The 22441-nt window shown below is 71.0% G+C and carries 22 protein-coding genes; 17 read left to right on the plus strand and 5 right to left on the minus strand.

Annotation, left to right across the window (positions count from 1 at the left end):
* Positions 1-125: 125 nt before the first annotated feature.
* From Drose_RS24645 to Drose_RS24665, 5 genes are all read left to right on the plus strand, one after another.
* Entirely contained in the window at positions 126-1097 is a 972-nt protein-coding gene (locus Drose_RS24645) for a Bug family tripartite tricarboxylate transporter substrate binding protein (protein WP_260723680.1), read from the plus strand.
* Entirely contained in the window at positions 1094-1600 is a 507-nt protein-coding gene (locus Drose_RS24650; RefSeq protein ID WP_260723681.1) for a tripartite tricarboxylate transporter TctB family protein, read from the plus strand. The genes Drose_RS24645 and Drose_RS24650 overlap by 4 nt, the downstream gene beginning before the upstream one ends.
* Complete coding sequence (locus tag Drose_RS24655; protein WP_260723682.1) at positions 1601-3238, plus strand: tripartite tricarboxylate transporter permease; 1638 nt, start codon at positions 1601-1603, stop codon at positions 3236-3238.
* Positions 3235-3639 (plus strand): universal stress protein, encoded by a 405-nt coding sequence (locus tag Drose_RS24660; protein ID WP_260723683.1) that lies wholly within the window; start codon positions 3235-3237, stop codon positions 3637-3639. Before Drose_RS24655 ends, Drose_RS24660 begins: the two co-directional genes overlap by 4 nt.
* Before the next feature lie 128 nt (positions 3640-3767).
* A complete protein-coding gene (locus tag Drose_RS24665) occupies positions 3768-4424 on the plus strand; it encodes a GntR family transcriptional regulator (protein WP_260723684.1) in 657 nt (218 codons plus the stop codon).
* A gap of 10 nt (positions 4425-4434) precedes the next feature.
* Here the strand turns inward: Drose_RS24665 and Drose_RS24670 are convergent, their stop codons facing one another.
* Positions 4435-5574 (minus strand): 2-methylaconitate cis-trans isomerase PrpF family protein, encoded by a 1140-nt coding sequence (locus Drose_RS24670; RefSeq protein WP_260729801.1) that lies wholly within the window; start codon positions 5572-5574, stop codon positions 4435-4437.
* 94 nt (positions 5575-5668) lie between these two features.
* Positions 5669-8326 carry an aconitate hydratase AcnA gene (gene acnA, locus Drose_RS24675; RefSeq protein ID WP_260723685.1) on the minus strand — a complete coding sequence of 886 codons (2658 nt, stop codon included), beginning with the start codon at positions 8324-8326 and terminating at the stop codon, positions 5669-5671.
* A 49-nt stretch (positions 8327-8375) separates the two neighbouring features.
* Here acnA and rraA point away from each other — a divergent pair, with 49 nt between their 5' ends.
* The 7 genes from rraA (at position 8376) to Drose_RS24710 (ending at position 17065) form a co-directional block, all read left to right on the plus strand.
* Positions 8376-8876 carry a ribonuclease E activity regulator RraA gene (gene rraA, locus Drose_RS24680; RefSeq protein ID WP_260723686.1) on the plus strand — a complete coding sequence of 167 codons (501 nt, stop codon included), beginning with the start codon at positions 8376-8378 and terminating at the stop codon, positions 8874-8876.
* A 13-nt stretch (positions 8877-8889) separates the two neighbouring features.
* Positions 8890-10071: an MFS transporter gene (locus Drose_RS24685; protein WP_260723687.1), complete on the plus strand. Its 1182-nt coding sequence runs from the start codon at positions 8890-8892 to the stop codon at positions 10069-10071.
* 387 nt (positions 10072-10458) lie between these two features.
* On the plus strand, positions 10459-11463 hold the full coding sequence (locus Drose_RS24690; protein ID WP_260723688.1) for a Bug family tripartite tricarboxylate transporter substrate binding protein: 1005 nt from the start codon (positions 10459-10461) through the stop codon (positions 11461-11463).
* Positions 11460-12398: an ABC transporter permease gene (locus Drose_RS24695; protein WP_260723689.1), complete on the plus strand. Its 939-nt coding sequence runs from the start codon at positions 11460-11462 to the stop codon at positions 12396-12398. Before Drose_RS24690 ends, Drose_RS24695 begins: the two co-directional genes overlap by 4 nt.
* 42 nt (positions 12399-12440) lie before the next feature.
* Positions 12441-12758: a hypothetical protein gene (locus Drose_RS24700; protein ID WP_260723690.1), complete on the plus strand. Its 318-nt coding sequence runs from the start codon at positions 12441-12443 to the stop codon at positions 12756-12758.
* A 297-nt stretch (positions 12759-13055) separates the two neighbouring features.
* On the plus strand, positions 13056-15341 hold the full coding sequence (locus Drose_RS24705; protein WP_260723691.1) for an ExeM/NucH family extracellular endonuclease: 2286 nt from the start codon (positions 13056-13058) through the stop codon (positions 15339-15341).
* 257 nt (positions 15342-15598) lie between these two features.
* The gene (locus Drose_RS24710; RefSeq protein WP_260723692.1) at positions 15599-17065 is read left to right on the plus strand and encodes a glutamate synthase subunit beta; all 1467 of its coding nucleotides are present in this window, start codon (positions 15599-15601) and stop codon (positions 17063-17065) included.
* Positions 17066-17176: 111 nt separating this feature from the next.
* Here Drose_RS24710 and Drose_RS24715 read toward each other — a convergent pair whose 3' ends face one another.
* Positions 17177-18043, minus strand: a complete 867-nt coding sequence (locus tag Drose_RS24715) for an alpha/beta fold hydrolase (protein WP_260723693.1) — start codon at positions 18041-18043, stop codon at positions 17177-17179.
* Positions 18044-18191: 148 nt separating this feature from the next.
* On the opposite strand from Drose_RS24715, the gene Drose_RS24720 reads away from it, so the two are divergent.
* Positions 18192-18593: an ArsR/SmtB family transcription factor gene (locus tag Drose_RS24720; protein WP_260723694.1), complete on the plus strand. Its 402-nt coding sequence runs from the start codon at positions 18192-18194 to the stop codon at positions 18591-18593.
* A gap of 88 nt (positions 18594-18681) precedes the next feature.
* Positions 18682-19350 carry a DUF998 domain-containing protein gene (locus Drose_RS24725; RefSeq protein ID WP_260723695.1) on the plus strand — a complete coding sequence of 223 codons (669 nt, stop codon included), beginning with the start codon at positions 18682-18684 and terminating at the stop codon, positions 19348-19350.
* Positions 19351-19400: 50 nt separating this feature from the next.
* Here Drose_RS24725 and Drose_RS24730 read toward each other — a convergent pair whose 3' ends face one another.
* Entirely contained in the window at positions 19401-19979 is a 579-nt protein-coding gene (locus Drose_RS24730) for a transposase family protein (RefSeq protein ID WP_260723696.1), read from the minus strand.
* Between the two features lie 150 nt (positions 19980-20129).
* On the opposite strand from Drose_RS24730, the gene Drose_RS24735 reads away from it, so the two are divergent.
* Entirely contained in the window at positions 20130-20864 is a 735-nt protein-coding gene (locus Drose_RS24735; RefSeq protein WP_260723697.1) for an IclR family transcriptional regulator, read from the plus strand.
* On the opposite strand, the gene Drose_RS24740 is transcribed toward Drose_RS24735, so the two are convergent.
* Positions 20861-21061 (minus strand): hypothetical protein, encoded by a 201-nt coding sequence (locus Drose_RS24740; RefSeq protein ID WP_260723698.1) that lies wholly within the window; start codon positions 21059-21061, stop codon positions 20861-20863. The genes Drose_RS24735 and Drose_RS24740 overlap by 4 nt on opposite strands.
* Here Drose_RS24740 and Drose_RS38815 point away from each other — a divergent pair.
* Complete coding sequence (locus tag Drose_RS38815; RefSeq protein ID WP_313899931.1) at positions 21038-21583, plus strand: DrrA family ABC transporter ATP-binding protein; 546 nt, start codon at positions 21038-21040, stop codon at positions 21581-21583. The genes Drose_RS24740 and Drose_RS38815 overlap by 24 nt on opposite strands.
* A complete protein-coding gene (locus Drose_RS24750; RefSeq protein WP_260723699.1) occupies positions 21580-22428 on the plus strand; it encodes an ABC transporter permease in 849 nt (282 codons plus the stop codon). Before Drose_RS38815 ends, Drose_RS24750 begins: the two co-directional genes overlap by 4 nt.
* Positions 22429-22441 lie beyond the last annotated feature (13 nt).

Here is a 22441-nt window from a genome sequence, read left to right on the forward strand (position 1 = left end):
TGCGCTCGCAAACGTGACAGCGGTCATATGGCCCTCGCATCATCGCACCGTCATTCCAACGACACACCCCTGACCCCGGAAGGAAACATATGCGCATGCGACCACGGCTTCGCGCCATAGCAGCAGTGGCAGTTCTGAGCCTGGGACTTTCGATCACCGGATGCGGCGCGAGCGCCGACGACAAGACCGGCGGCAGCGCTGACAGCGGACCGGTCACCGGGCTGCGAATCATGGTGCCGAACAGCCCCGGCAGTGGCTACGACACGACCGCCCGCACCGCGTCGAAGGCCATGGAGGACGCCAACCTCGCCCGCAGCATCGAAGTGTTCAACCTCGCCGGGGCCGGCGGAACGGTCGGGTTGCAGCGCCTGGTGAACGAAAAGGGCAACGGCGACATGATCATGCAGATGGGCCTGGGCGTCGTCGGCGCCGTCTACACCAACAAGTCGAAGGCCACGCTGCAGGAGACGACCCCGATCGCCAAGCTGATCGAGGAGTCCGAGGCGATCGTGGTGCCGAAGAACTCGCCGTACAAGACCCTGCAGGACCTGCTGACGGCGTGGAAGGCGGACCCGCACAAGGTGCCGGTCGGCGGCGCCTCGAACAAGGGCGGCCCGGACCACCTCACGCCGATGCTGCTGGCCAAGGCCGTCGGCGTCGCGCCGAAGGACGTGAACTACGTCAGCTACGACGGCGGCGGCGAACTGCTCGCCGGCATCCTCGGCAACAAGATCGCCTTCGGTGCCACCGGCATCGGTGAGGTCGCCGAGCAGGCCAAGGCCGGCGAGGTGCGGATCCTCGCGGTGACCACCGCCGCGCGGGTCGCGGGCGTCGACGCGCCGACCCTCAAGGAGCAGGGCGTGGACCTGGTCTTCACCAACTGGCGCGGGCTCGTGGCTCCGCCCGGGATCTCCGACGAGAAGAAGAAGCAACTGGTCGACCTGGTCACCAAGATGCACGACTCGAAGCAGTGGAAGGACGCCTTGGCCGCGAAGGGCTGGACCGACGCGTTCGTCGCCGGTGACGCTTTCGCAACGTTCCTGAAGAGCGAGAACGACCGGGTCGCCGGGGTGTTGGGCGAGTTGGGCCTGGCGTGATCACGCGGACTATTCGCTGGGGGCAGGGCCGCTCCGAGATCGGTGTGGCCCTGTTCCTCCTCGTCCTGGGCATTCTCATGCTCATCGACGCGGCCCGGATCCGGTCGGGGCTGGGTGTGCAGGGACCGGTCGGGCCCAAGGCCATACCGACGGTCATCGGCATCCTGCTCGTGACCAACGCGGTCCTGCTGGCGTGGGACGTCATGCGCGGCGGGCGGGGTGAGCCGGACGTCGGCGAGGACGTCGACCTGTCGCAGGGCACCGACCGGCGGGCCATGCTCCTGCTCGCGGCCTCGTTCATGGCCAACATCGCCCTCATCGAGCGGGCCGGCTGGCCAATCTCCGGCGCCGTGCTGTTCTACGGCTGCGCGTACGCGCTCGGCAGCCGGCACTACATCCGCGACGCGATCATCGCCGTCGCCCTGTCGGTCGGTACCTGGTACCTGTTCGCCGTCGGGCTCGGCATCGGGCTGCCGGTCGGCATCTTGAAGGGAATCCTCTGAATGGGCGGGCTGAGCGACCTCATCGGCGGTTTCAGCACCGCGCTGACGCCCGCCAACCTGCTCTACGCGTTCATCGGCGTGCTGCTGGGCACCGCGATCGGCGTGCTGCCCGGCATCGGCCCGGCGATGGCGATCGCGCTGCTGTTGCCGATCACCTACGGCATCGACGATCCGGTGGCCGCGTTCATCATGTTCGCCGGCATCTACTACGGCGGCATGTACGGCGGATCCACCACCTCCATCCTGCTCAACACGCCCGGCGAGAGCGCGTCGGTGATGACCGCCATCGAGGGCAACAAGATGGCCAAGCGGGGCCGCGCGGCCCAGGCGCTGGCGACCGCGGCGATCGGGTCGTTCATCGCCGGAACGATCGGCACGCTGCTGGTGGCGCTGCTCGCCCCGACCGTCGTGCGCCTGGCCGTGCAACTGGGCGCGCCCGACATGTTCGCGATCATGGTCCTCGCCTTCTTGGCGGTGACCTCGGTGCTCGGGTCCTCGCGGGTCCGCGGCCTCGCCTCGTTGCTGCTCGGCCTCACCATTGGCCTGATCGGCATCGACCAGGTGAGCGGCCAGCAACGGCTCACCTACGACATACCGCAGTTGGCCGACGGCATCGACGTGATCGTCGTCGCGGTCGGGCTCTTCGCCGTCGGTGAGGCCCTGTGGGTGGCCGCGCACCTGCGCCATGGCACGGCCGGGATCATTCACACCGGTCGGGCCAGGATGGGGCGCGAGGACTGGGCACGGTCCTGGAAGCCGTGGCTGCGGGGCACCGCGATCGGCTTCCCGTTCGGCGCGGTGCCGGCCGGCGGCGCGGAGCTGCCGACCTTCCTGTCGTACGTGACGGAGAAGCGGTTCTCGAAGCGCCCGGAGGAGTTCGGCCACGGCGCCATCGAGGGCGTGGCCGGGCCGGAGGCGACCAACAACGCCTCGGCCGCCGGCGGGCTGGTGCCCCTGCTCACCCTCGGCCTGCCGACCACCGCGACGGCGGCCGTGCTGCTGGCGGCCTTCCAGCAGTACGGCATCCAGCCCGGTCCGCTGTTGCTGTCGAACGAACCGGAACTGGTCTGGGGGCTGCTCGCCAGCCTCCTGATCGGCAACGCCATGCTGCTGGTGCTCAACCTGCCGCTGGCGCCGATGTGGGCCAGGCTGCTGCGCATCCCGCGGCCGTACCTGTACGCGGGCATCCTCTTCTTCGCCAGCCTCGGCGCCTACGCGGTGAACGCGTCCACCTTCGACCTGATGGTGCTGTTCGTCATCGGCGTTATCGGCTTCGCGATGCGTCGCTTCGGGTTGCCGGTGATGCCGGCGATCATCGGTGTCATCCTCGGGCCACGCGCCGAGGTGCAGATGCGCCGCGCGCTGCAGATCAGCGACGGCGAGATCAGCGGGCTGTTCAACACCACGTTCGCCGTCACGGTCTACGGGATCGTCGGGCTGCTGATCCTGTGGCCGCTGATCAACCGTTTCGTCATCCGGCGGCGGAACCGGCCGGTACCAGTCACCGGATCCGACCCGGCCACGGCGGAGGAACCGGCGACGGAGACCGGTGCGGCGTTGCGCCGGTCGGCGGGCGCCCCGGACCACACCGCCACGGCCGAACGGGAAGACCACCACAACGCGAGGGAGGACTCGTGACGATCATCGTCGGCTACGTACCCAGCCCGGAGGGCAGGGCCGCCCTGCGGCACGGGATCGCCGAGGCGACGCTGCGCGGCGAGACCATCCTGGTCATCAACGCCTCCCGGGGCGACGCGTACGCCGACCCCCGTTTCGCGCTGACGGAGGAGCTGGACCGGGTCCGCGCCGAACTCGCCGGCACGGGCGTGCCCTTCGAAGTGCGCCAGGTCGTGCGCGGGCTGGACTCGGCCGAAGAGGTGATCAAGGCGGCGGAGGCCACGGGCGCGCCCCTCATCGTCATCGGCCTGCGGCACCGCACACCGGTCGGCAAGCTCATCATGGGCAGCACCGCACAGCAGATCCTGCTCGACGCGCCGTGCCCGGTGCTCGCGGTCAAGGCCGACCCGGCCGACGCATGAGGGCCCGCCGTTCTCACCGAGCGTCTGAACCGGGAGCGTACATGTAGACTTGTATGCCGACCCGGACGGACGTCCGGGGCCTCGGCCAGCGGTGCGCGGCCGCAGGTGGCGGTCCGGAGGAAATGGTATTGGACGCGCGATCCGGGGGACGGGTGTCGGGGGCGACCGTCGTCTACGACACCCTCCGGGACCGGATCATGAGCCAGGCGCTCGCGCCCGGCGTGCGGCTCAACGAGATCGAGCTTGCCGCCTCGCTCTCGGTGAGCCGCACGCCGCTGCGGGAGGCCCTGCGCATGCTGCTCTCCGAGGGACTGGTCAACCAGCTTCCCACCGGTGGCATGGTGGTCGCACCGCTGGATCCGCAGGACATGCGCGAGCTGTACGTGGTGCGTGCCGCGCTGGAAGGCGTCGTGGCGCGGGAGGCCTGCCCGCGGCTGACCGAGGAGCACCTCGCCGCGCTCGACGCGATCATCGATCAGATGAGCCGGCTGCTCGACTATCCGGGCGAAATGCTCCGGCTCGGTCAGCAGTTCCACACCCTGCTGCTCGTGGCCTCCGACAACCGTCGCTGCGAGCAGTTGCTCCGCCAACTCCACAGCCACCTCAACCGGTACCAGACGATCACCGCCTCCATCGAGCCCCGCCGGCATGAGGCCTATGCCGAGCACCAGGCGATCCTGGAGGCGCTCCGCGCCCGCGACGCCGACGCCGCCGAGGCGCGGATGCGGAGACACATCATGGCGGCGTATACCGAAGCACGCTCGGCGCACCCCGGGGAGTCGTGACGCTGCGAGCCTACGCGCGGTACCGCTCCTGCGGTGACGGCACGGCGACGTGTCCGTGCATCAGCCGGCGGGCCGTGCGCAGCAGCGCCGCGCTGACCGGGTGCACCGCACCGTCGCGTTGCTCCATCACCGCGTCGGCCACGACGACCCCGGACGGGTTGGCCAGCCGCAGCGGCCCGGTCACACCGCCGGCGATCGTCCACGGCAGGGTGCCCGGCACGCGGGCGGCCACGGCCAGGCACAGCGCTCCGGTGACCGTCACCGCCCGATGCGTGCGCTCCATCGACAGCATCCGCACGCCGAGGTCGTGGGCCGCCGGCTCGATCCGTTCGCCGGCGAGCGTCCGGAACGCGTCCGGCGGCGATATGACCGCCACCTTCGGGTTGGCCAGCGGCACGGCCTCCGGCGTCGCGCCGAGCCCCATGAGCACACCGCCTGCCCGGCGGATCCGGTCGAGCAGCGCCATGGCCCCGGTGTCGTCGTCGAGCTCCTGCGGTTGCTCGACACCCCGCAGGCCGACGTCCCGGGCCGCGACGATGACGACCGGGTTGGCCGCGTCGACCAGCGACGCGCGGATCACGTCGGCGCCGACGCGCAGTTCGTCGACCGGACGCCCGGTCGGCAGCAGCCCGGCGGTACGCGAACCGGCCGGGTCGAGGAAGTCCAGCCGCACCGGGGCTCCCGTGCCCGCCACCCCCGGCACCACCAGGTCGCCCCGCACCACGGCACGCCCGTGCCGTACCGGGAACCGGGCGTGGATGATCTTGCCGGTGTTGGTGTTGTGGATGCGTACGAGCGCCTCGCCGTCCGGCCTCGGGCACAGGCCCTCGTCGACGGCGAACGGCCCCACCGCCGAGGACAGGTTGCCGCAGTTCGCCCCGTAGTCGACCACCGGCGCGTCGACCGCCACCTGGGCGAAGGTGTAGTCGATGTCGGCGTCGGCGCGGGTCGGCGGGCCGATGACGGCCGCCTTGGAGAGCGAGGAGATCCCCCCACCCATGCCGTCCAGTTGGCGCCCGTACGGGTCGGGGCTGCCCAGCGCGCCGAGCAGCAGCGCGTCGCGCGCCGCCGGGTCGGCCGGGAGGTCACGCTCGTGGAAGAAGAGGCCCTTGCTGGTGCCGCCGCGCATGAAGACGGCCGGCACGAACATCTGGCTCACGCTGCCTCCTCCGCTCCGCTCCCCCGACCGCGCGAGCCGCAACTGAACCCATGGTGAGCGGCCCCTCCGCTACGCTCCGGACCGCTCACGCCGCCTCCTCCCCGGCTTTGACGAGCTCGCGCCACACCGCGGGCAGGATGCCGCCGTGGCGCAGCCGGTCGACCTCCTCCGGGGTGTCGGCGCGACACCGCAGCGGCACCGTCGTATGCGTTTCGTCGGCCCGCCGCACGACGCACTCGACGGTCGCGCCCGGCACGATGCTGGCCGGCAGGAGTAGGTCGAACGTCTCCGACCCGGTCAGCCCCAGCGATCGCGCGTCGACGCCGTCGGGAAACTGCAGCGGCAGGATGCCCATACCCACCAGGTTGGCTCGGTGGATGCGTTCGAACCCGCCGGCGATGACCGCCCGCACGCCGAGCAGCGCCGGCCCCTTGGCCGCCCAGTCCCGCGAGGACCCGCAGCCGTAGTCGCGCCCGGCGAGGACCACCAGGGGCACGCCGCGGCCGGCGTACTCCCGGGCCGCGTCGAACACGGAGGCCGTGCGGCCCTCGGGAAAGACGCGGGTGACCGACCCCTCGACGCCCGGCACGATCGCGTTGCGGAGCCGGCGGTTGGCGAACGTCGACCGCATGCCCACCTCGTGATTGCCCCGCCGGGTGCCGTACGAGTTGAAGTTCGCCGGCGTGACCGCCCGGTCCCGCAGATATTGCCCGGCCGCGCTCTGCGCCAGGATCGTCCCGGACGGTGAGATGTCGTCCGTCGTCACCGAGTCACCGAGGATCACCAGCGGCCGGGCGCCACGCACATCGGTCAGCGGCGGCGGGACGAGCGGCAGATCCTGGAAGTACGGCGGGCGGCGGATGTACGTGCTGTCCGGATCCCAGGGAAAGCGGAGCTGCCGGGGCTCCGTCGTGGCGCGCCACCGTTCGCCGCCGTCGAAGAGGTCGGCGTAGTCGTGATCGAACATCGCCGGCCGCAGTGCCTGCTCGACGACCGCGCTCACCTCCTCCGGTGCGGGCCACAGGTCCCGCAGATGTACCGGCACGCCGTCGCGGTCGGCGCCGAGCGGCTCGGCGGTCAGGTCCGCGGTGATCGAACCGGTCAGCGCGTAGGCCACCACGAGGGCGGGCGCGGCGAGGTAGGCGGCCCGCACGTCCGGGTGGATGCGCCCGGCGAAGTTGCGGTTGCCGGAGACCACGGCGACCGCGACCAGCTCGCTGTCGGTGATCGCGGCGGAGAGGACCGGGTCGATCGGCCCGGACATGCCGTTGCAGGTGGCGCAGCCGAATCCGGCCACCTGGAAGCCGAGCTGGTCGAGGTCGGCCTGCAGGCCGGACCCGGCGAGCATCGAGGCGATCACCTGGGAGCCGGGGGTCAGTGACGTCTTCACCCACGGCTTGGTGGACAGCCCGCGCCGCACCGCGTTACGGGCGAGCAGACCGGCGGTAGCCATCGCGCGGGGGTTCGAGGTGTTGGTACAACTGGCGATGGCGGCGATGATCACGGCGCCGTCGCGCAGCCGGTACGACCCGCCGTAGACCGATGCCGTGGCCGGCGCGGCGCGGCCGGTCTCGCCGGCCAGGTGCCGGCCGAACGCTCGAGCGGCGTCGGCCAGGTCGATCCGGTCCTCTGGGCGGCGCGGTCCGGCGATGCTCGGCCCGACCCGGGCCAGATCCAGGCGGACGACCTCGTCGTAGTCCGGGGTGTCCGCGCCGGGTTCGCGCCACAGGCCCAGCTCCCGGGCGTACCCCTCCGCGAGCGCGACCTGCTCCGGCGCGCGCCCGGTGGCCCGCAGGAACTTGATCGTGTGCCGGTCGACCGGGAAGAACGAGCACGTCGCGCCCTGCTCGGGCGCCATGTTGGCGATGGTGGCGCGGTCGGGCACGCCGAGCGTGTCCAGGCCCGGACCGAAGAACTCGACGAAGGAGCCGATGACGCCGACCTGTCGCAGCAGCTCGGTGACGGTGAGAGCGAGATCTGTGGGTGTCGCCGTATCCGGCAACCGGCCGTGCACCTCGACGCCGACGACCCGCGGCAGGGCGAATGTGAACGGGTGGCCGAGCAGCACGGCCTGCGCCTCGATGCCGCCGAGTCCCCAGCCGAGGACGCCGACACCGTTTACCATCGGCGTGTGGCTGTCGGTGCCGAGCACGGTGTCCGGGAAGGCCAGGGCGGGGCCGGGACCTCGGTCGTCGGTCCAGACGATCCGGGCGAGTCGCTCGACGTTGATCTGGTGCATGATCCCCTTGCCCGGCGGCACCACCCGCAGGTTGTCGAACGCCTGCTCGCACCAGCGCAGGAAGCCGAAGCGCTCGACGTTGCGCTCGTGTTCGAGTCGCAGGTTCACCGCGCCCGCGTCGGCACGCGCCCAGGCGTCGACCCGCAGCGAGTGGTCGATGACCAGGTCGACCGGCAGCCGCGCGTCGACGGCGGACGGGTCGCCGCCGGCCTCGGCCACGGCGTCGCGCAGCGCGGCGAGGTCGACCAGCAGCGGCACGGCGAGCAGGTCCTGCAACAGCAGCCGGGCGGGGAAGAGCGACACCGGCGCACCGACGCGCCGTTCGAGGATCGTGTCGACGGCCTCCGGCGATCCGCCGCGCCGGGCGGCGGTGCGGACCGCGCCTTCGGCCAGGACCCGCAGCACGTACGGCAGCCGGCGCCAGACCGGGGCCGGCACCCCGACATCGGTGCGCCGGTAGGCCCGGCCGTCGACGGTGAAGGTTCGCTCAGGGAAGGGGCTCACGCGGACTCCTGCTTGTGCTCGGGCGGCGTGGGTCGCTAGCCTGTCATACATGTATACAAAAATGCAAGCGGCATTCGCGGCGGGCACCGCGGGAACGGCCGACCTGGTCGACGAGATCGGCGACGAGGTGCGCTCGTGCGACGTGCAGTTCACGCAGTACGGCGGGGTGCGCCGGTTCTTCGGGCCGGTCCGGACGATCCGCTGTCACCAGGACAACGCGCTGGTGAAGCAGGTGCTCTCGACGCCCGGAGACCGGGGCGTCCTGGTCGTGGACGGGGGCGGTTCCCTCCACACCGCCCTGGTGGGCGACGTCATCGCCGGTCTCGGTGTGCGGAACGGCTGGGCCGGGCTGGTCCTGCACGGCGCGGTCCGCGACACCGAGGCCTTGGCCGCACTGCCGCTGGGCATCAAGGCCCTCGGCACCAACCCCCGCAAGAGCGGCAAGACGGCGGCGGGCGAGACCGACGTCCCGGTGACCTTCGGCGGCGTCGTCTTCTCCCCCGGTGACACGCTGTACAGCGACCCCGACGGCATCGTGCTGGTCCGCTGAGCCGCACCGACCGATGCCCGTCCCGAACCGAGCCCAACAGCACCTGCTGCTCGTACACACCATCCTGGTGCAGGCGGTCACGTTCATGCTGCGCCCCGCCGCCACGTACCAGGCCCTCGACCTCGCCGTGCCGGCCACCTGGCTCGGCGTCCTGGGCGCCAGCTTCGCCGTCGCGCCGCTCCTCCTCGCGGTGCCTTCCGGCCAGGCCGTCGACCGGTTCGGCGAACGACGTGTCGTGCTGGTCGGCTCCGTGCTGCTCGGCGCGGCCGGTGTCGGCTTCGCCCTGTTCAGCGACTCGGTCGCCGGGCTGGTGCTGGCCAGCATGGTCCTCGGCACCGGCCACCTGTGCTCGGTCGTCGGGCAACAGGCGCTGGTCGCGAACCGCACGCCGGCGCACCGGTACGACGTGGCCTTCGGTCACTACACCTTCGCCGCGTCGCTGGGGCAGGCGCTCGGCCCGGGCCTCATCGTGGCGTTCGGCGGCGCACGGCCCATCCCCGACACCCGCGCCGTCTTCATCGGCGCCATCGCCCTGACCCTGCCGCTGCTGGCCACCGCGGCGGTCCTGCGGCCGTCGCACCACCACCGGGCGGCCGGCGAGCGCGCCCCAGCCGGGTTCCGCGACCTGCTCCGGCTGGACGGCCTGGTGCGGGCCCTCGCCGTGAGCTGTGTCGTCCTCGCCGCCGTCGACATCACCGTCGTGTACCTGCCGGCGCTGGGCGCGGAACGCGGCATCGCCGCCGGGTTCATCGGCACGTTGCTCGCGCTGCGCGCCGCCGCGTCCATGACGTCCCGGCTGTTCCTGGGCCGGCTGACCGACGCCATCGGCCGGCGATGGCTGCTCATCGGCACCGTCGCCCTCGCCGCCGTCGGCCTCGGGCTGCTCCTGCTGCCCATGCCGCTGTGGTTGATGGCCGTCGTCGTCATCGCGGCGGGCCTGGGGCTCGGCGCCGGTCAACCGCTGACCATGTCCTTCCTCGCCGAGTCGGCCTCGCCCGGCCTGCGCGGCCGAGCCATGTCGCTGCGCCTGACCGGCAATCGGCTCGGCCAGGTCCTCATTCCCAGCGTCGCCGGCCTCGTCTCGGCCGGAGCCGGCGCGGCCGGCGTCCTCGCGTTCACCGCCGCCGGCCTCGCGATGGCCGCCGTCACGGCTCGCGGCCTGCACCGCTCACCACCCACGACCGGCAGGCCATGACCGCGCCGAAACCGGCCGTGAGCACAATGCACAAAATCTTCAGAACATCAGTTATGCGCAAAACGAAGAAAAGGCTAGGAGCCGTCCACCGGGCTCCCTACCCTCCTGCGTACACCCGAAACAACAATCCGAATCCGCCGGGTAACACGAGGAGCCCGAATTGGCTATTCTGGCAATTCGTGTCGAAATGCCACGACCGCGCACCCGGCCGGTCACGGAGACAGTCGCACCGGCGCCCGCGGCCGAACAGGCCACCGCCGCGCCGGCGGCCGCATCGGACCCCAGCGGCGCATTCCTCGACTTCCGCTGACAGGACAGCCGCGGAACGCCCGCCGTCTTGTCGCAGCGTCACATTCCGAACGTTGTCCTGGTCCGGGAAGGAAATAGTTGGCGGAGCGGAGATGGCTCCGGGTCGCGGCCGCTGCGGCGGTCCTGGCCCTGGGCCCGGTCATTTCGGCGTGCGACGCGAGTGCGGACAGCGATGCCTCGGCTGCTCACGCCGGGCCGGTCAACGGCCTGAGGATCCTGGTGCCCAACAACCCGGGCAGCGGCTACGACACCACCGCGCGCACGGCGGCCAAAGTCATGCAGGACGCCGGTCTGGCGCGGGATGTGTCGGTCTTCAACGTCGCCGGCGCCGGCGGCACCGTGGGCCTGCGGCGCGTGGCCGACGCGAAGGGCGACGAGAACCTGCTCATGCAGATGGGGCTCGGCGTCGTCGGTGCTGTCTACACCAACAAGTCCAAGGTGACGCTCACGGACACCACGCCCATCGCCCGCCTCATCGAAGAAGTCGAAGCGGTGGTGGTGCCGAAGGATTCGCCCTACAACACCTTGCAGGACCTGGTGACGGCCTGGAAGGCGGATCCTGGGAAGGTCCCGGTCGGTGGCGCGTCGGCGCCGGGTGGCCCGGATCATCTGATGCCGATGCTACTGGCGAAGGCGGTGGGCGTGGCGCCGAAGAGCGTCAAGTTCGTCAGCTACGGCGGTGGTGGCGAGCTCCGGGCCGCGGTCCTCGGCAAGGAGGTGGCCTTCGCGGCCACGGGCATCGGTGAGGTCGCCGAGCAGGCCAAGGTGGGTGAGGTGAAGATCCTCGCGGTGACCAGCGCGCAACGGGTCGCCGGCGTCCACGCGCCGACCCTCAAGGAGCTGGGCGTGGACCTGGTCTTCGCGAACTGGCGCGGGCTCGTCGCGACATCGGGCCTGTCCGCCGAGAAGCGGCAGCAGCTCGTCGACCTCGTCACGAAGATGCACGACTCCGCGGAATGGAAGGTGGCGCTGGCGGCGAAGGGCTGGACCGACGCGTTCGTGGCGGGCGACCCGTTCACCACGTTCCTGACGAGCGAAAACGACCGAGTCGCCAAGGTGCTGAAGGAGTTGGGGCTCGGGTGAACTCGGACATCGTCCGGCGGGGACAGCACCGCACCGAGTCGAGGACAGCCCCTCTCCCTCATGATGGACGGAGCACTTTCATGATCGGCTCAATGCAGCCAACCCGCCGTGGCGTCGCGATCGCCGACAGAAATGTCGTCACGGCCGCCACGGCACAGCTTGCCCGGCAGGAGCGGCGTCGCCGGGTCATGAATCGGGTGGCGCAGCTCACCGCCCTCGCCATGCTGATCGGCGGGTGGCAACTCGCCGGAATGTACTGGCTTGACCCATTCCTCTACAGCATGCCTACCGCGGTGTGGGAGCGGTTGGTCGAATGGTTCAGCGTCGGCACGCCGATCGGCTCCATTTGGGAACAGATCTTGACCTCCCTGCGAGAATCCGGTGTCGGGTTCGGTCTGGGCGCGACCGCCGGCGTCTTGTTCGGCATCCTGGTCGGTGTCAGTCGCGTGCTTTCCGACTTTCTCGGCCCCTTGATTCGGGCTGCCAACATCGTTCCCAGCATCGTGCTCGTCACCTTGTTCTTCATCTGGTTCGAGCTCGGCACATCCTCAAAGGTGGCGACCGTGATCGCCATGGTCTTCTTCGCCACCTTTTTCGCGACGTTCAGCGGAATCCGAGACGTCGACGTGCGGATGATCCAGGAGGCCGAACTGTTCGGGGTGAGCGCCGCCGCTCGCGTCACGACCGTCATCGTGCCGCTCGCCGCCACCCGAATCGTCGCGGGACTGCGGTCGGCCGCCGAGCTTGCCTGGATCGGAGCGATCATGGCGGAGTTCATCGGCGGACGGAAGGGACTGGGGTTGCTCGTCCGCTACGGCGAGGCGACGTTCGACGCGACCGGCATCCTCGCCGGAATGATCGTGATCACCGCGATAGCGGTCGCCGGTAAGGCCATCCTGACGAGCATCGAACGATCGCTGGTCTCGTCGCGCTGACAACGCGCCCTCGACCGAGGCGTCCGACGCCACCGACCTCGGGTGCGTGGGCCCGCGGCGTCGGTGGCCGCCGGTCACTCGACCGCGCGCCCGGCCGGTGAGGACGACCTCGACCGCGCGGACGGCGTCGACGGCGCCCGGAGCGCCGTGCTGCTCATGGTAACGGGCAGCGGTGTGGTGGCCGCCTCCGTGGAGATGACCAGCTCGACGCTGAGCATCGGCGCGGTCGCGGTCCCGGCGATGGTCCTCGGCTGGATCGCCGGCGACCGGGTCAGCCGGCGGATGGACCAGACCTGGACCCGACGGGCGGTCATCGCGCTCCTCGCGGTCGGCGCGGTGCTCGCGGCGGTGACCGCTTGAGTCACCCGCGTTCCCAGGCCGTCCGCCGACGCGCTCGGTCATCCCGGCTCGCCGTCGCGGCGGTCTCCGTGGGTGGCGCGCCGGGTTCCCCGACCCGTCGACCGAACTATCTGGGGCAAACCGCTGCCGTGTCCCTATCCCAGTCCCTATCATCGGCGTCTATTCCGCGGAATTGCCTTAGGGTGTCACACACCGTTCAGCCTTCGTCTGTCGACCGGTCGAAGCCGGGCGCCTAGCGTCCATGGACCGGCCCGCAGGTTACCGGAGCCGAATCATCGCATCTGGGAGGTCGCCCCTATGTCCCGTGCGCATGTCCGGCGAGTCATCCTCGCCTTGTCCCTGCCCGCAGCCGGGTTAGCGGGCCCGTTGATCGCCGGCCCGGCGTCCGCGGATCCCGCCGGAACGGCTCCGATCGCCGCCATCCAGGGCACGAACACCGACACGTCGCCGTACGCCAACAGGGAGGTGACGACCGAGGGCGTCGTGACCGCCACCTACACCACCGGCGGATTCAACGGCTTCTTCCTGGAGTCCGGCGGCGCCGGGGGCAGCGAGGCGGACGACACCACGCCGGGCGCCTCCGACGCGATCTTCGTGTTCGGCTCGGGCGTGGCCGGCCAGGTCAACATCGGCGACAGCGTCCGCGTCACCGGCACCGTGCAGGAGTACCAGGGCTTGACCGAGATCGTCCGCCCGGCGGTCACGAAGCTCGCCAACCCGCTGCCTGCCGTCGTGCCGAACGTGATCCCGTGGTCCGGCCTCACGACGGACGCCCAGAAGGAGGCGCACGAGGGCGAGCTGATCCTGCCCCAGGGCAACTTCACCGTGTCGGACAACTACGGCACGAACCGGTACGGCTCCTTCAGCCTCGCCGCCGGTGACACGCCGCTGCGCCAGCCCACGGACGCCGGGCCGCCCGGCAGCGCCCAGGCACAGGCCGTGGTCGCCGAGAACACCGCCCGGATGGTGACCCTGGACGACGGCGCGAGCTGGAACTACAGCGGCAACGCGTACACCGGCCAGCCACTGCCGTGGCTCACGCCCGGCAACGCCGTCAGCGTCGGCTCGAAGGTCACGTTCCACCAGCCGGTGATCCTCGAGTACCGGTTCTCGCTGTGGAACTTCCAGCCGGTCCGGCAGGTGACGGACGCCGGCGCCGCGGTCGCGACCTTCTCCGACACCCGCGCCGGGAACCAGCGACCGGCCGCCGTCGGCGGCAACGTCCGCCTGGCCACGTTCAACGTCCAGAACTACTTCCCGACGACCGGGGAGGCGTACGTCGCCAACGGACTCGGCACCTGCACCTACCACAACGACCGGGCCGGCAACCCCATCGCCGTGGACAGGTGCACCGGCCCCGGCAACAGCCCCGGCCCGCGCGGCGCCGCCAACGACGCCAGCTTCCGGCGGCAGCAGGCGAAGATCGTCACCGGCATCAACCGGCTCGGTGCCAGCGTCGTGTCGCTGGAGGAGGTCGAGAACTCCGCGAAGTTCGGCAAGCCTCGCGACACCGCGCTCGCCGAGCTCGTCGACGCGCTCAACGCCGCCGCCGGCTCGACGGTGTGGGCGTACGTGCCGTCGCCGACCGACGACAAGCTGCCGCCGCTCGCCGAGCAGGACGTGATCCGTACGGCATTCATCTACAGGCCGGCGGACGTCGCGCTCGTCGGCGGGTCGGTGGTGCTCACCGGTGACTCGGGCCCCGGCCAGCCGTTCTCGATCGCCCGCCAGCCGCTGGCCCAGGGCTTCAAGAAGGCGGGCACGACCGACGCCGACGCGTTCCTGGTCGTCGCCAACCACTGGAAGTCGAAGGGCAAGGGCACCCCGCTCTACGACGGCGACACCGAGAACACGTCCTCGCCGGCGGTGAACCAGGGCTGGTTCAACGCGACCCGGGTGCGCCAGGCACAGGACACGAGCGCGTTCGCCACGCAGGTGGCGGCGAGCCTGGGCACGAACCGGATCTTCCTGGTCGGCGACTTCAACGCCTACACGCAGGAGGACCCGATGCGGGTCCTGTACGCCAACGGCTACACCGACCTCGGCGCCGCCATCGACCCCTCCGGGTCGACGTACGCCTACAACAGCCTGCTGGGCTCGCTCGACCACGTGCTGGCCAACCCGGCCGCCCGTGCGATGGTCACCGGTGCGGACGTGTGGCAGATCAACGCCCAGGAGGCGGTCGCCTACTCGTACAGCCGCTACAACTACAACGTCACCCTGCTGTTCAACGGCAGCGACCCGTTCGCGGCGGCGGACCACAACCCGGTCATCGTCGGGCTGAACGCCCCGGTGACGCCGGCCTGGAGCGCCTCGAAGGTGTACAACACCGGCGACAAGGTCGCCTACCAGGGCTCCATGTGGCAGGCGAGTTGGTGGACCCAGAACCAGGTCCCGGGTGACCCGTACGGCCCGTGGCAGCAGATCGTGACGGCTCCCGACGGCACCGCCGTCTGGACCCCGTCGCGCATCTTCAACACCGGAGACACCGTCGTCTACCAAGGCAAGAAGTACGTCGCCCGGTGGTGGACGCGCAACCAGGCGCCGGGTGACCCGTACGGCCCGTGGAAGAGCGTCGTCTGATCCGACCGCACAGCGACCCGGGGCCGCCCTCCACGCGAGGACGGCCCCGGCCGTAACGGCCACGCGCCCGGCGTGCCGGTTGTGGCCGGACCCGCCGCGGTGGCGAGTGTGGCGCATTTGGCTCTTCTGGCCCTTGTGGGACACCCGGGCGGTTCGGTTAGGGTTGCCATCCACGACAGTGGGACAGCCGTCTCACATTTCGGGCCAGCGTTGTCCCGTCGCGATCCGGATGCGCCGTCAGGCAACGGAGGCCAGTCATGCCTGATCCGATGGGATTCATGAAGTACCGCCGGCAGCTCCCGCTGCTGCGCCCGGTGCCCGAGCGGGTCGCCGACTGGCGCGACGTGTACCAGCGCGTCGACCAACAGGTGATCCACGAGCAGTCCAGCCGGTGCATGAACTGTGGCGTCCCGTACTGCCACAACGCCTGCCCGCTGGGCAACCTGATCCCGGACTGGAACGACCTGGTGCGCGTCGGCGACTGGGAGCGCGCCGCGGAGACGTTGCACGCCACGAACAACTTCCCCGAGTTCACCGGTCGGCTCTGTCCGGCACCGTGCGAGGCGGCCTGCGTGCTCGGCATCGGTGACGACCCGGTGACGATCAAGCAGGTAGAGGTCGAGATCATCAACCGCGTGACCGATGGCGGGCCGCTGCGGCCGTTGACGGTCGCGACGCGCTCCGGTCGCAGCGTGGCCGTGGTCGGCTCCGGGCCGGCCGGTCTGGCCGCCGCACAACAGCTCGCGCGGGCCGGACACGCGACGACCGTGTACGAGCGCAGCGACGCCGTCGGCGGCCTGCTCCGCTACGGCATTCCCGACTTCAAGCTGGAAAAGCGCCACATCGACCTGCGGGCCGCTCAGCTCGCCGCCGAGGGAGTGGCGTTCGTCACCGGCTGCGAGGTCGGCGTCGACGTCTCGCTGGCCGAGCTGCGGGAGCGGCACGACGCCGTCGTCCTGGCCTGCGGCGCCCTCGACCCACGCGACGTGCCGACCACTCCCGGTCGCGAGCTCAGCGGCATTCACCAGGCGATGGTCTACCTGGAGGGCGCGAACCGGGTCGTCGCCGGCTCGCTGGACGCACCGCCGATCGACGCGGCCGGCCTGAACGTCATCGTCGTGGGCGGCGGCGACACGGCCGCGGACTGCCTCGGCACCGCGCACCGACAGGGCGCGGCCAGCGTGCAGTTGGTGGAGGTGGCACCGCTGCCTCCACCGCAGCGGGACGGCGGCCGCGACCCCTGGCCGACCTGGCCGACCATGCTGCGCAGCGGCTCGGCGCACGAGGAGGGCGGCGAGCGCAACTTCGGCTGCGCGGTGCGCCGCTTCCTCGGCGACGACGAGGGGCGGCTGCGCGCGGTCGAACTGGTGGACGTCCTCATCGGCCCCGGCTTCACGCTGAGCGAGATCGAGGGCACGATCCGCGAAGTGCCGGCCGACCTGGCGCTGCTGGCGATCGGATTCGCCGGTACGCAGCCCGGACCGCACCTGGCCCAGGCGGAGCTCACCCGCAACGGGCGCGGCACGATCGACGCCGGCGGCGACTGGCAGACCCGGGCGCCGGGCGTCTTCGTGGCCGGCGACGCCCGGCGGGGACCGTCGTTGATCGTCTGGGCGATCGCGGAGGGCCGCTCGGTCGCCGCGGCGGTCCACCAGTACCTGGGCGGCGGTGGACGCCTGCCCGCCCCGGTCACCCCGACCTCGATGCCGCTCAGCGCGAGGTAGGCCCGGCACCGGGAACCAGCGACGGGACGATCCCGCGGTGGCGCCTCCGGCGGGGCTTCGGGTCCGCTCGGGCCGGCGCCGCGGGGCTCGACCACGCCTCGGCGCCGTAGCCTACGTCGATGACATCGCATCGAAGCCCTGTATGAGGTTCCAGACCTGATCCGGCACTTCCTCCTGAGCGAAATGGCCGGCGTCCGTCAACAACGCGGTCGTCACGTCTCGGACTCCAGCGTCGCGGAATCCCCGGGCGTAAGTGGCGATGTCGCCGCCTTCACCGTCTCCTCGCAGGTACAGCAGCGGGGTGTCCACGGGTGCGGCTTCGGCGAAGGCGGCGTTGTCCCGTGCGTCCTGAGCGAAAGCCCGGTACAGATCGAACCCGGCGGTGAGAGCGGCATCGCTGCGGTAGGCGGCGGCATGGGCGGCCCGTGATGCCGGGGAGATCCTCGCCGGGTCCACCGACAGCACGTCGTAGAAGTAGTCGAAGTACTCGGCCTGGCGCCCCTGGACCAGCATCTCGGGCAGTGCCGGCACGGCGTGCAACCCGAAGTGCCAGATGTAGGGGTTCTTGAGGACGTCACCCCACGGCTCGACGCCGGGGATCGCCGTGTTCATGATGACCACGCGGTCAACGTCGCCGTACCGCCGGAGGTAGGAATAGGCAACCATGCCGCCGGCGTCGTGACCGACCAGCGTCAGGTCGGCGAGCCCAAGGCTCCGCACCAGGCCGTGGACCACCTGCGCCAGCTCGAGCTTCGACCCGCCGGCGACCGCTCCGGCCGACTCACCGATGCCGGGCAGGTCGATGGCGATCATCCGCGCGCCGGCGTCGGCGACATCCATCACCCTCTCCCAGGTCCGCCACGACTCCGGCCAGCCGTGCAGGAACAGATACGGCCGGCCCAGCGGATCCCCTGCCTCCACCACGTGCAGCGAGAGGTCGGCGATCGCCAGCCGTGTGTGACGCGGCCTGGTAGACATGCCTCACGTCTATCAAACGACGTGGATCACGTCCACCGATCCGAGCTCGCCGCCGCGGCGGCCACCCGCCTGCCGGTGCGCGTGGTGGACGGCGGTACCGCTTATTTAAGACTTGACTTAATTAACCTGTCACTGACATAGTTCCCGGGTGCACGCGTTCGACATCCTCGGCGACCCGGTGCGACGCCGAATACTGGAGCTCCTCGCCGACGGAGAGCAGGCCGCCGGCGCCGTCAGCGAGGTCGTCCGGGCCGAGTTTGGCATCTCGCCACCGGCGGTGTCGCAGCACCTGCGAGTGCTGCGGGAGTCGGGTTTCGTCACCGTCCGCCCGGACGGCACGCGACGCCTCTACGCGGTGGAGGCAGCACCGCTGCGAGAGGTCGACATCTGGCTGGATCGCTTCCGGCAGTTCTGGAGCCAGCGCCTGGACGCGTTGGCCACCGAACTCGCCCGCGGCAAACGCGAACGCCGTGCACAGCGCGACAACGGTGGAGACACCGACGGGGACCCTCGTCGGGGGACCGCGTCCGTCAGCGAGGAGGACACATGATCGACGTCGTCGACCAGACCAACGCAACCCAGCGGGAGACAGGCATGGACAACGCCGGCGGCACCCCCGAGATCACCGGTGACCACTGATGACCCACGACGTCACCGCCGCCGCCGGATCGACCAGGACGCTGCTGACCTGCGGCATTGTCGCCGGACCGCTCTACATCGTCGTGGTCGTCCTGCAGATGCTCACCAGGGACGGATTCGACATCAGCCGGCACCCGGCCAGCATGCTGAGCAACGGCGACCAAGGATGGATCCAGATCGCCAACTTCGTGGCCTGCGGTCTGCTGTTCGTGGCGTGCGCGATCGGGCTGCGCCGGATCCTCGGCCCGACGGCGGGTCCGGGAGCGACATGGGGGCCGCGGCTGATCGGCGTCTTCGGTGCCGGGATGCTGGGCGCGGCCGCGTTCTCCGCCGACCCGGCCGACGGCTTCCCGCCGGGCACTCCGAACGGCACACCCACCACGATGAGCTGGCACGCGGGGGTCCACCTCCTGGTCGCCGGCATCGCCTTTCTCGCGCTCATCGCCGCATGCTTCGTCTTCACCCGACGGTTCGCCGCGGCGGGCCGTACCGATTGGGCGGCCTTCAGCGGTGTGACCGGCGCGGCCTTCCTCGCCACCTGGAGCCTGATCTTCACCTTGCAGGGATCGCGCCCGGCCAACATCGCCTTCGCCCTCGCGATCGCCCTCGCAATGGTATGGGCGTCGCTCCTGGCCGCGCACCATCGGCCCCGACCCGCGACAGCATGAACCGGTAACGCGCCTCCCCCTCCCCCGTCGTTCAGCCCAACAGTCCCTCGTCAACTCGAACAAGACCAACAACTCGGGCGCGGGGCTCGCGAGGTGTCGCCGCCGACGCCCGCCGACCCGCGCGCTTTGCGTAGGGCGAAATCGTCGATGCCGAGTACGCGTGGCGCGGCGGTGAGCGTGGGCTCCGGGGCGCAGCGCAGTAGCCGGAGCAGGGTGCTGCGGGACACGTCGATGGCCAGCTTGGCCGCCGGCCGGACCCCGGCCCGGCCGGCGAGAGCCGTACCGATGCCGTGCAGCAGATCCTGCAGCGGCTGGCTGCGCCGGCGCCGCCTATCGGTCAAGCCGGATATCTGCTCGACGAACGTGCGCACCGCGCAGTCGCTCACTCGGCAGTTGAACCTCCGGACCTGCAGGACCAGCCACACCGGCCGCCCGCCGATCGGTGTGTCGGCCAGGCTGCGCTGGTAGCGGCCGCGTATCGAAGTCGACACCGTGCCGCAGCCCAGACACGTGGCGGTCTCGCCACGAGCTCGACCGAACAGGTAGTTGGCCTCGGGGCCGGACTCCACCCGCTCGATCAGCACGCCAGACAGGTGCGGCAGGACGACCTCAGTACTCCGAATGATCACGGGTGGCCGTACCCATATCCTTACGACACACCGAAACGGCCCGGACGATCTTCCGATCGTCCGGGCCGTTGGTTAAATCTCAAGCCTAGATAGCGGCACTAACGGAGGCATGCGGTGGCGGCACACACAGCGCGGGGCGGTAAGCCGCAGGTGGGCGAACCGGTCATCGACCGTGCGTTCAAACTGCTCGCCTCGTTCGGGCCTGACGACCGGGTCATGTCCTTGGCGAAGCTGAGCCGCCGGGCGGACGTCCCGAAGAGCAGCGCGCTGCGTATCGCTCGCAAATTGTGTGACTTCGGGGCGCTGGAGCGGCTGGAGACTGGCGAGTTCGTGATCGGGCTGCGATTGCTGGAACTCGCGGCGATGGCTCCGCGCGGCCACGGGCTGCGGGCGGTCGCGCTCCCGTACATGGAAGACCTTCATCACGCTACCCGCCAGCACGTACTGCTCGCGGTGCGCAGCGGCAATGAGGCAGTGCTGGTCGAACGGTTGTCTGCCCGGAATGCTGGCAGCGTCCTATATTACGTGGGCGGCCGCATTCCGCTGTACGGCACCGGAGTGGGCATGTGCCTGCTGGCCTATGCGCCGACTGCGTTCCAGGAGGAGGTCCTCAGCGGCGAACTCGTGCTGCGACCGGAACACCGCCGCCTGGACCAGGGCCAGGTTCGCGCCCAACTGGCGACGATCCGCAAGGAGGGCATCGCGATCATCAGGCGGCCGCGCCCAGAGCCGATGACTTCGGTCGCCGGGCCGGTCTTTGGCCCACACAAAGACATGATCGCCGCGTTGTCCGTGGTTGCCCCGACGGCCGCCACCGACGCCGTCGCCCTGCGTCCGGCCGTCACAGCGGTCTGCCGTGCGATCTCCCGGGGACTATCGCCTTAGGCATGTTGGGCGGCGGTGATGACGCCGCGGACGGCGTCGCGGACTCGGTCGGCGGCGTGCTGCGGGTCGGGTTGGCCGGCGTCGAGCCAGGCGATGACGGCGGCGATCGCCACGGTCGGGACGAGGTCGGCCGCCCACGCCGCCCACGCTGGATCGGGGATGCTGTCGGCGAGGTGCTCGCGGGCGACGGCGGTCATCTGGCCGCGTCGCTGGTCGGCACCCCGGAGGTGGTGTTCCTGGACGAGCCGACGACCGGCGTGGACCCGGCGAGCCGGCGGGAGCTGTGGGCGCTGATCCGGGATCTCGTCGAGGGCGGCACGACGGTGCTCCTCACGACGCAGTACCTCGAGGAAGCTGACCACCTCGCGCACCGCATCGCGGTCCTCGACCAGGGCCGGATCGTGCGGGAGGGCACCGCCGCAGAGCTCAAGGCACAGCTCGGCGGCGCGGTCGTCGAGGTCGGTGTCGGCGAGCGTGACCGGGTCCGGACGATGACCGCACTGGCCGGCCGCGGCGCGGCCGCGCATGGTGAGGCGATCGCCGTGCCCGCGCCGGACGGGGTGGGCACGCTTGAGCAGGTGCTGCAGGTCCTGGCTGCGGCGGGCATCGCGCCGCAGGTGGTTGGGCTGCGGCAGCCGAGCCTGGACGACGTTTTCCTCGCCCTCACCGGCCGTCCCGCGGCTGGGCCGGCCGCCGCTGTTGTTGGGCGGGCGGCGTGACGGCGGCGCCCGCGCCGGGCGCGCTGGTGCTGCGACCGGGGCCGCGCCGGGGCGTACGCGACGTGGCGGTCCTGACCCGCCGGAACCTGTTGCACACCGTGCGGATGCCCGGGGTGCTGCTGGTGGCGAGCGTCATGCCGGTGGTGTTCGTGCTGATGTTCACCGCCGTGTTCGGCGGCGCGGTCGGCGCGGTCCTGCCCGCAGCGGCAGCGGGCCGGTATGTCAACTGGCTGGTGCCGGGGCTCCTGGCGCAGTTCGCGTTGTTCGCCGGGGCGGGGACCGCGTCGGGGATCGCCGACGATCTCGCGCGCGGGACGGTGGACCGGTTCCGGTCGCTGCCGATGACCGGCGTCGCCGTCCTCGCCGGGCGGACGCTGTCGGACTTGTGCCGCTCGGCCGCAACCCTCGTCCTGATGAGCGGCGTCGGGTTCCTGCTCGGCTTCCGGTGGCAGACCAGCGTGCTCGGCCTCGCCGCCGGGATCGGGGTGGCGCTGCTGTTCGGGTTCGCGTGGTCGTGGGTGATGGCCGTGGCCGGGCTGCTGGTGCGCACGGCTGAGGCGGTGCAGGGCGCGGTGTACATGGTGGTGTTCCCGCTCGGGTTCACCAGCGCCGTGTTCGTCCCGGCCCAGACGATGCCCGGCTGGTTGCGGTCGTTCGCCGAGCACCAGCCGGTCACCGTCACCGTCACCGCCAACGCGGTCCGCGGCCTCGTCCTCGGCCCCGGCGCGCTGCCGCCCGGGCAGAGTGTTGCCGGGCAGGTCGGGCTGACCACGGTGTGGGCGGCCGCCATTCTCGCGATCGCGGTGCCGGTCGCGGTGCGGCTCTACCGCCGTGCCGGGACCTGACCATCCTCGGCCG

Origin of the sequence: Dactylosporangium roseum, assembly GCF_025264685.1 — a bacterium.
GTDB classification, from domain to species: domain Bacteria; phylum Actinomycetota; class Actinomycetes; order Mycobacteriales; family Micromonosporaceae; genus Dactylosporangium; species Dactylosporangium roseum.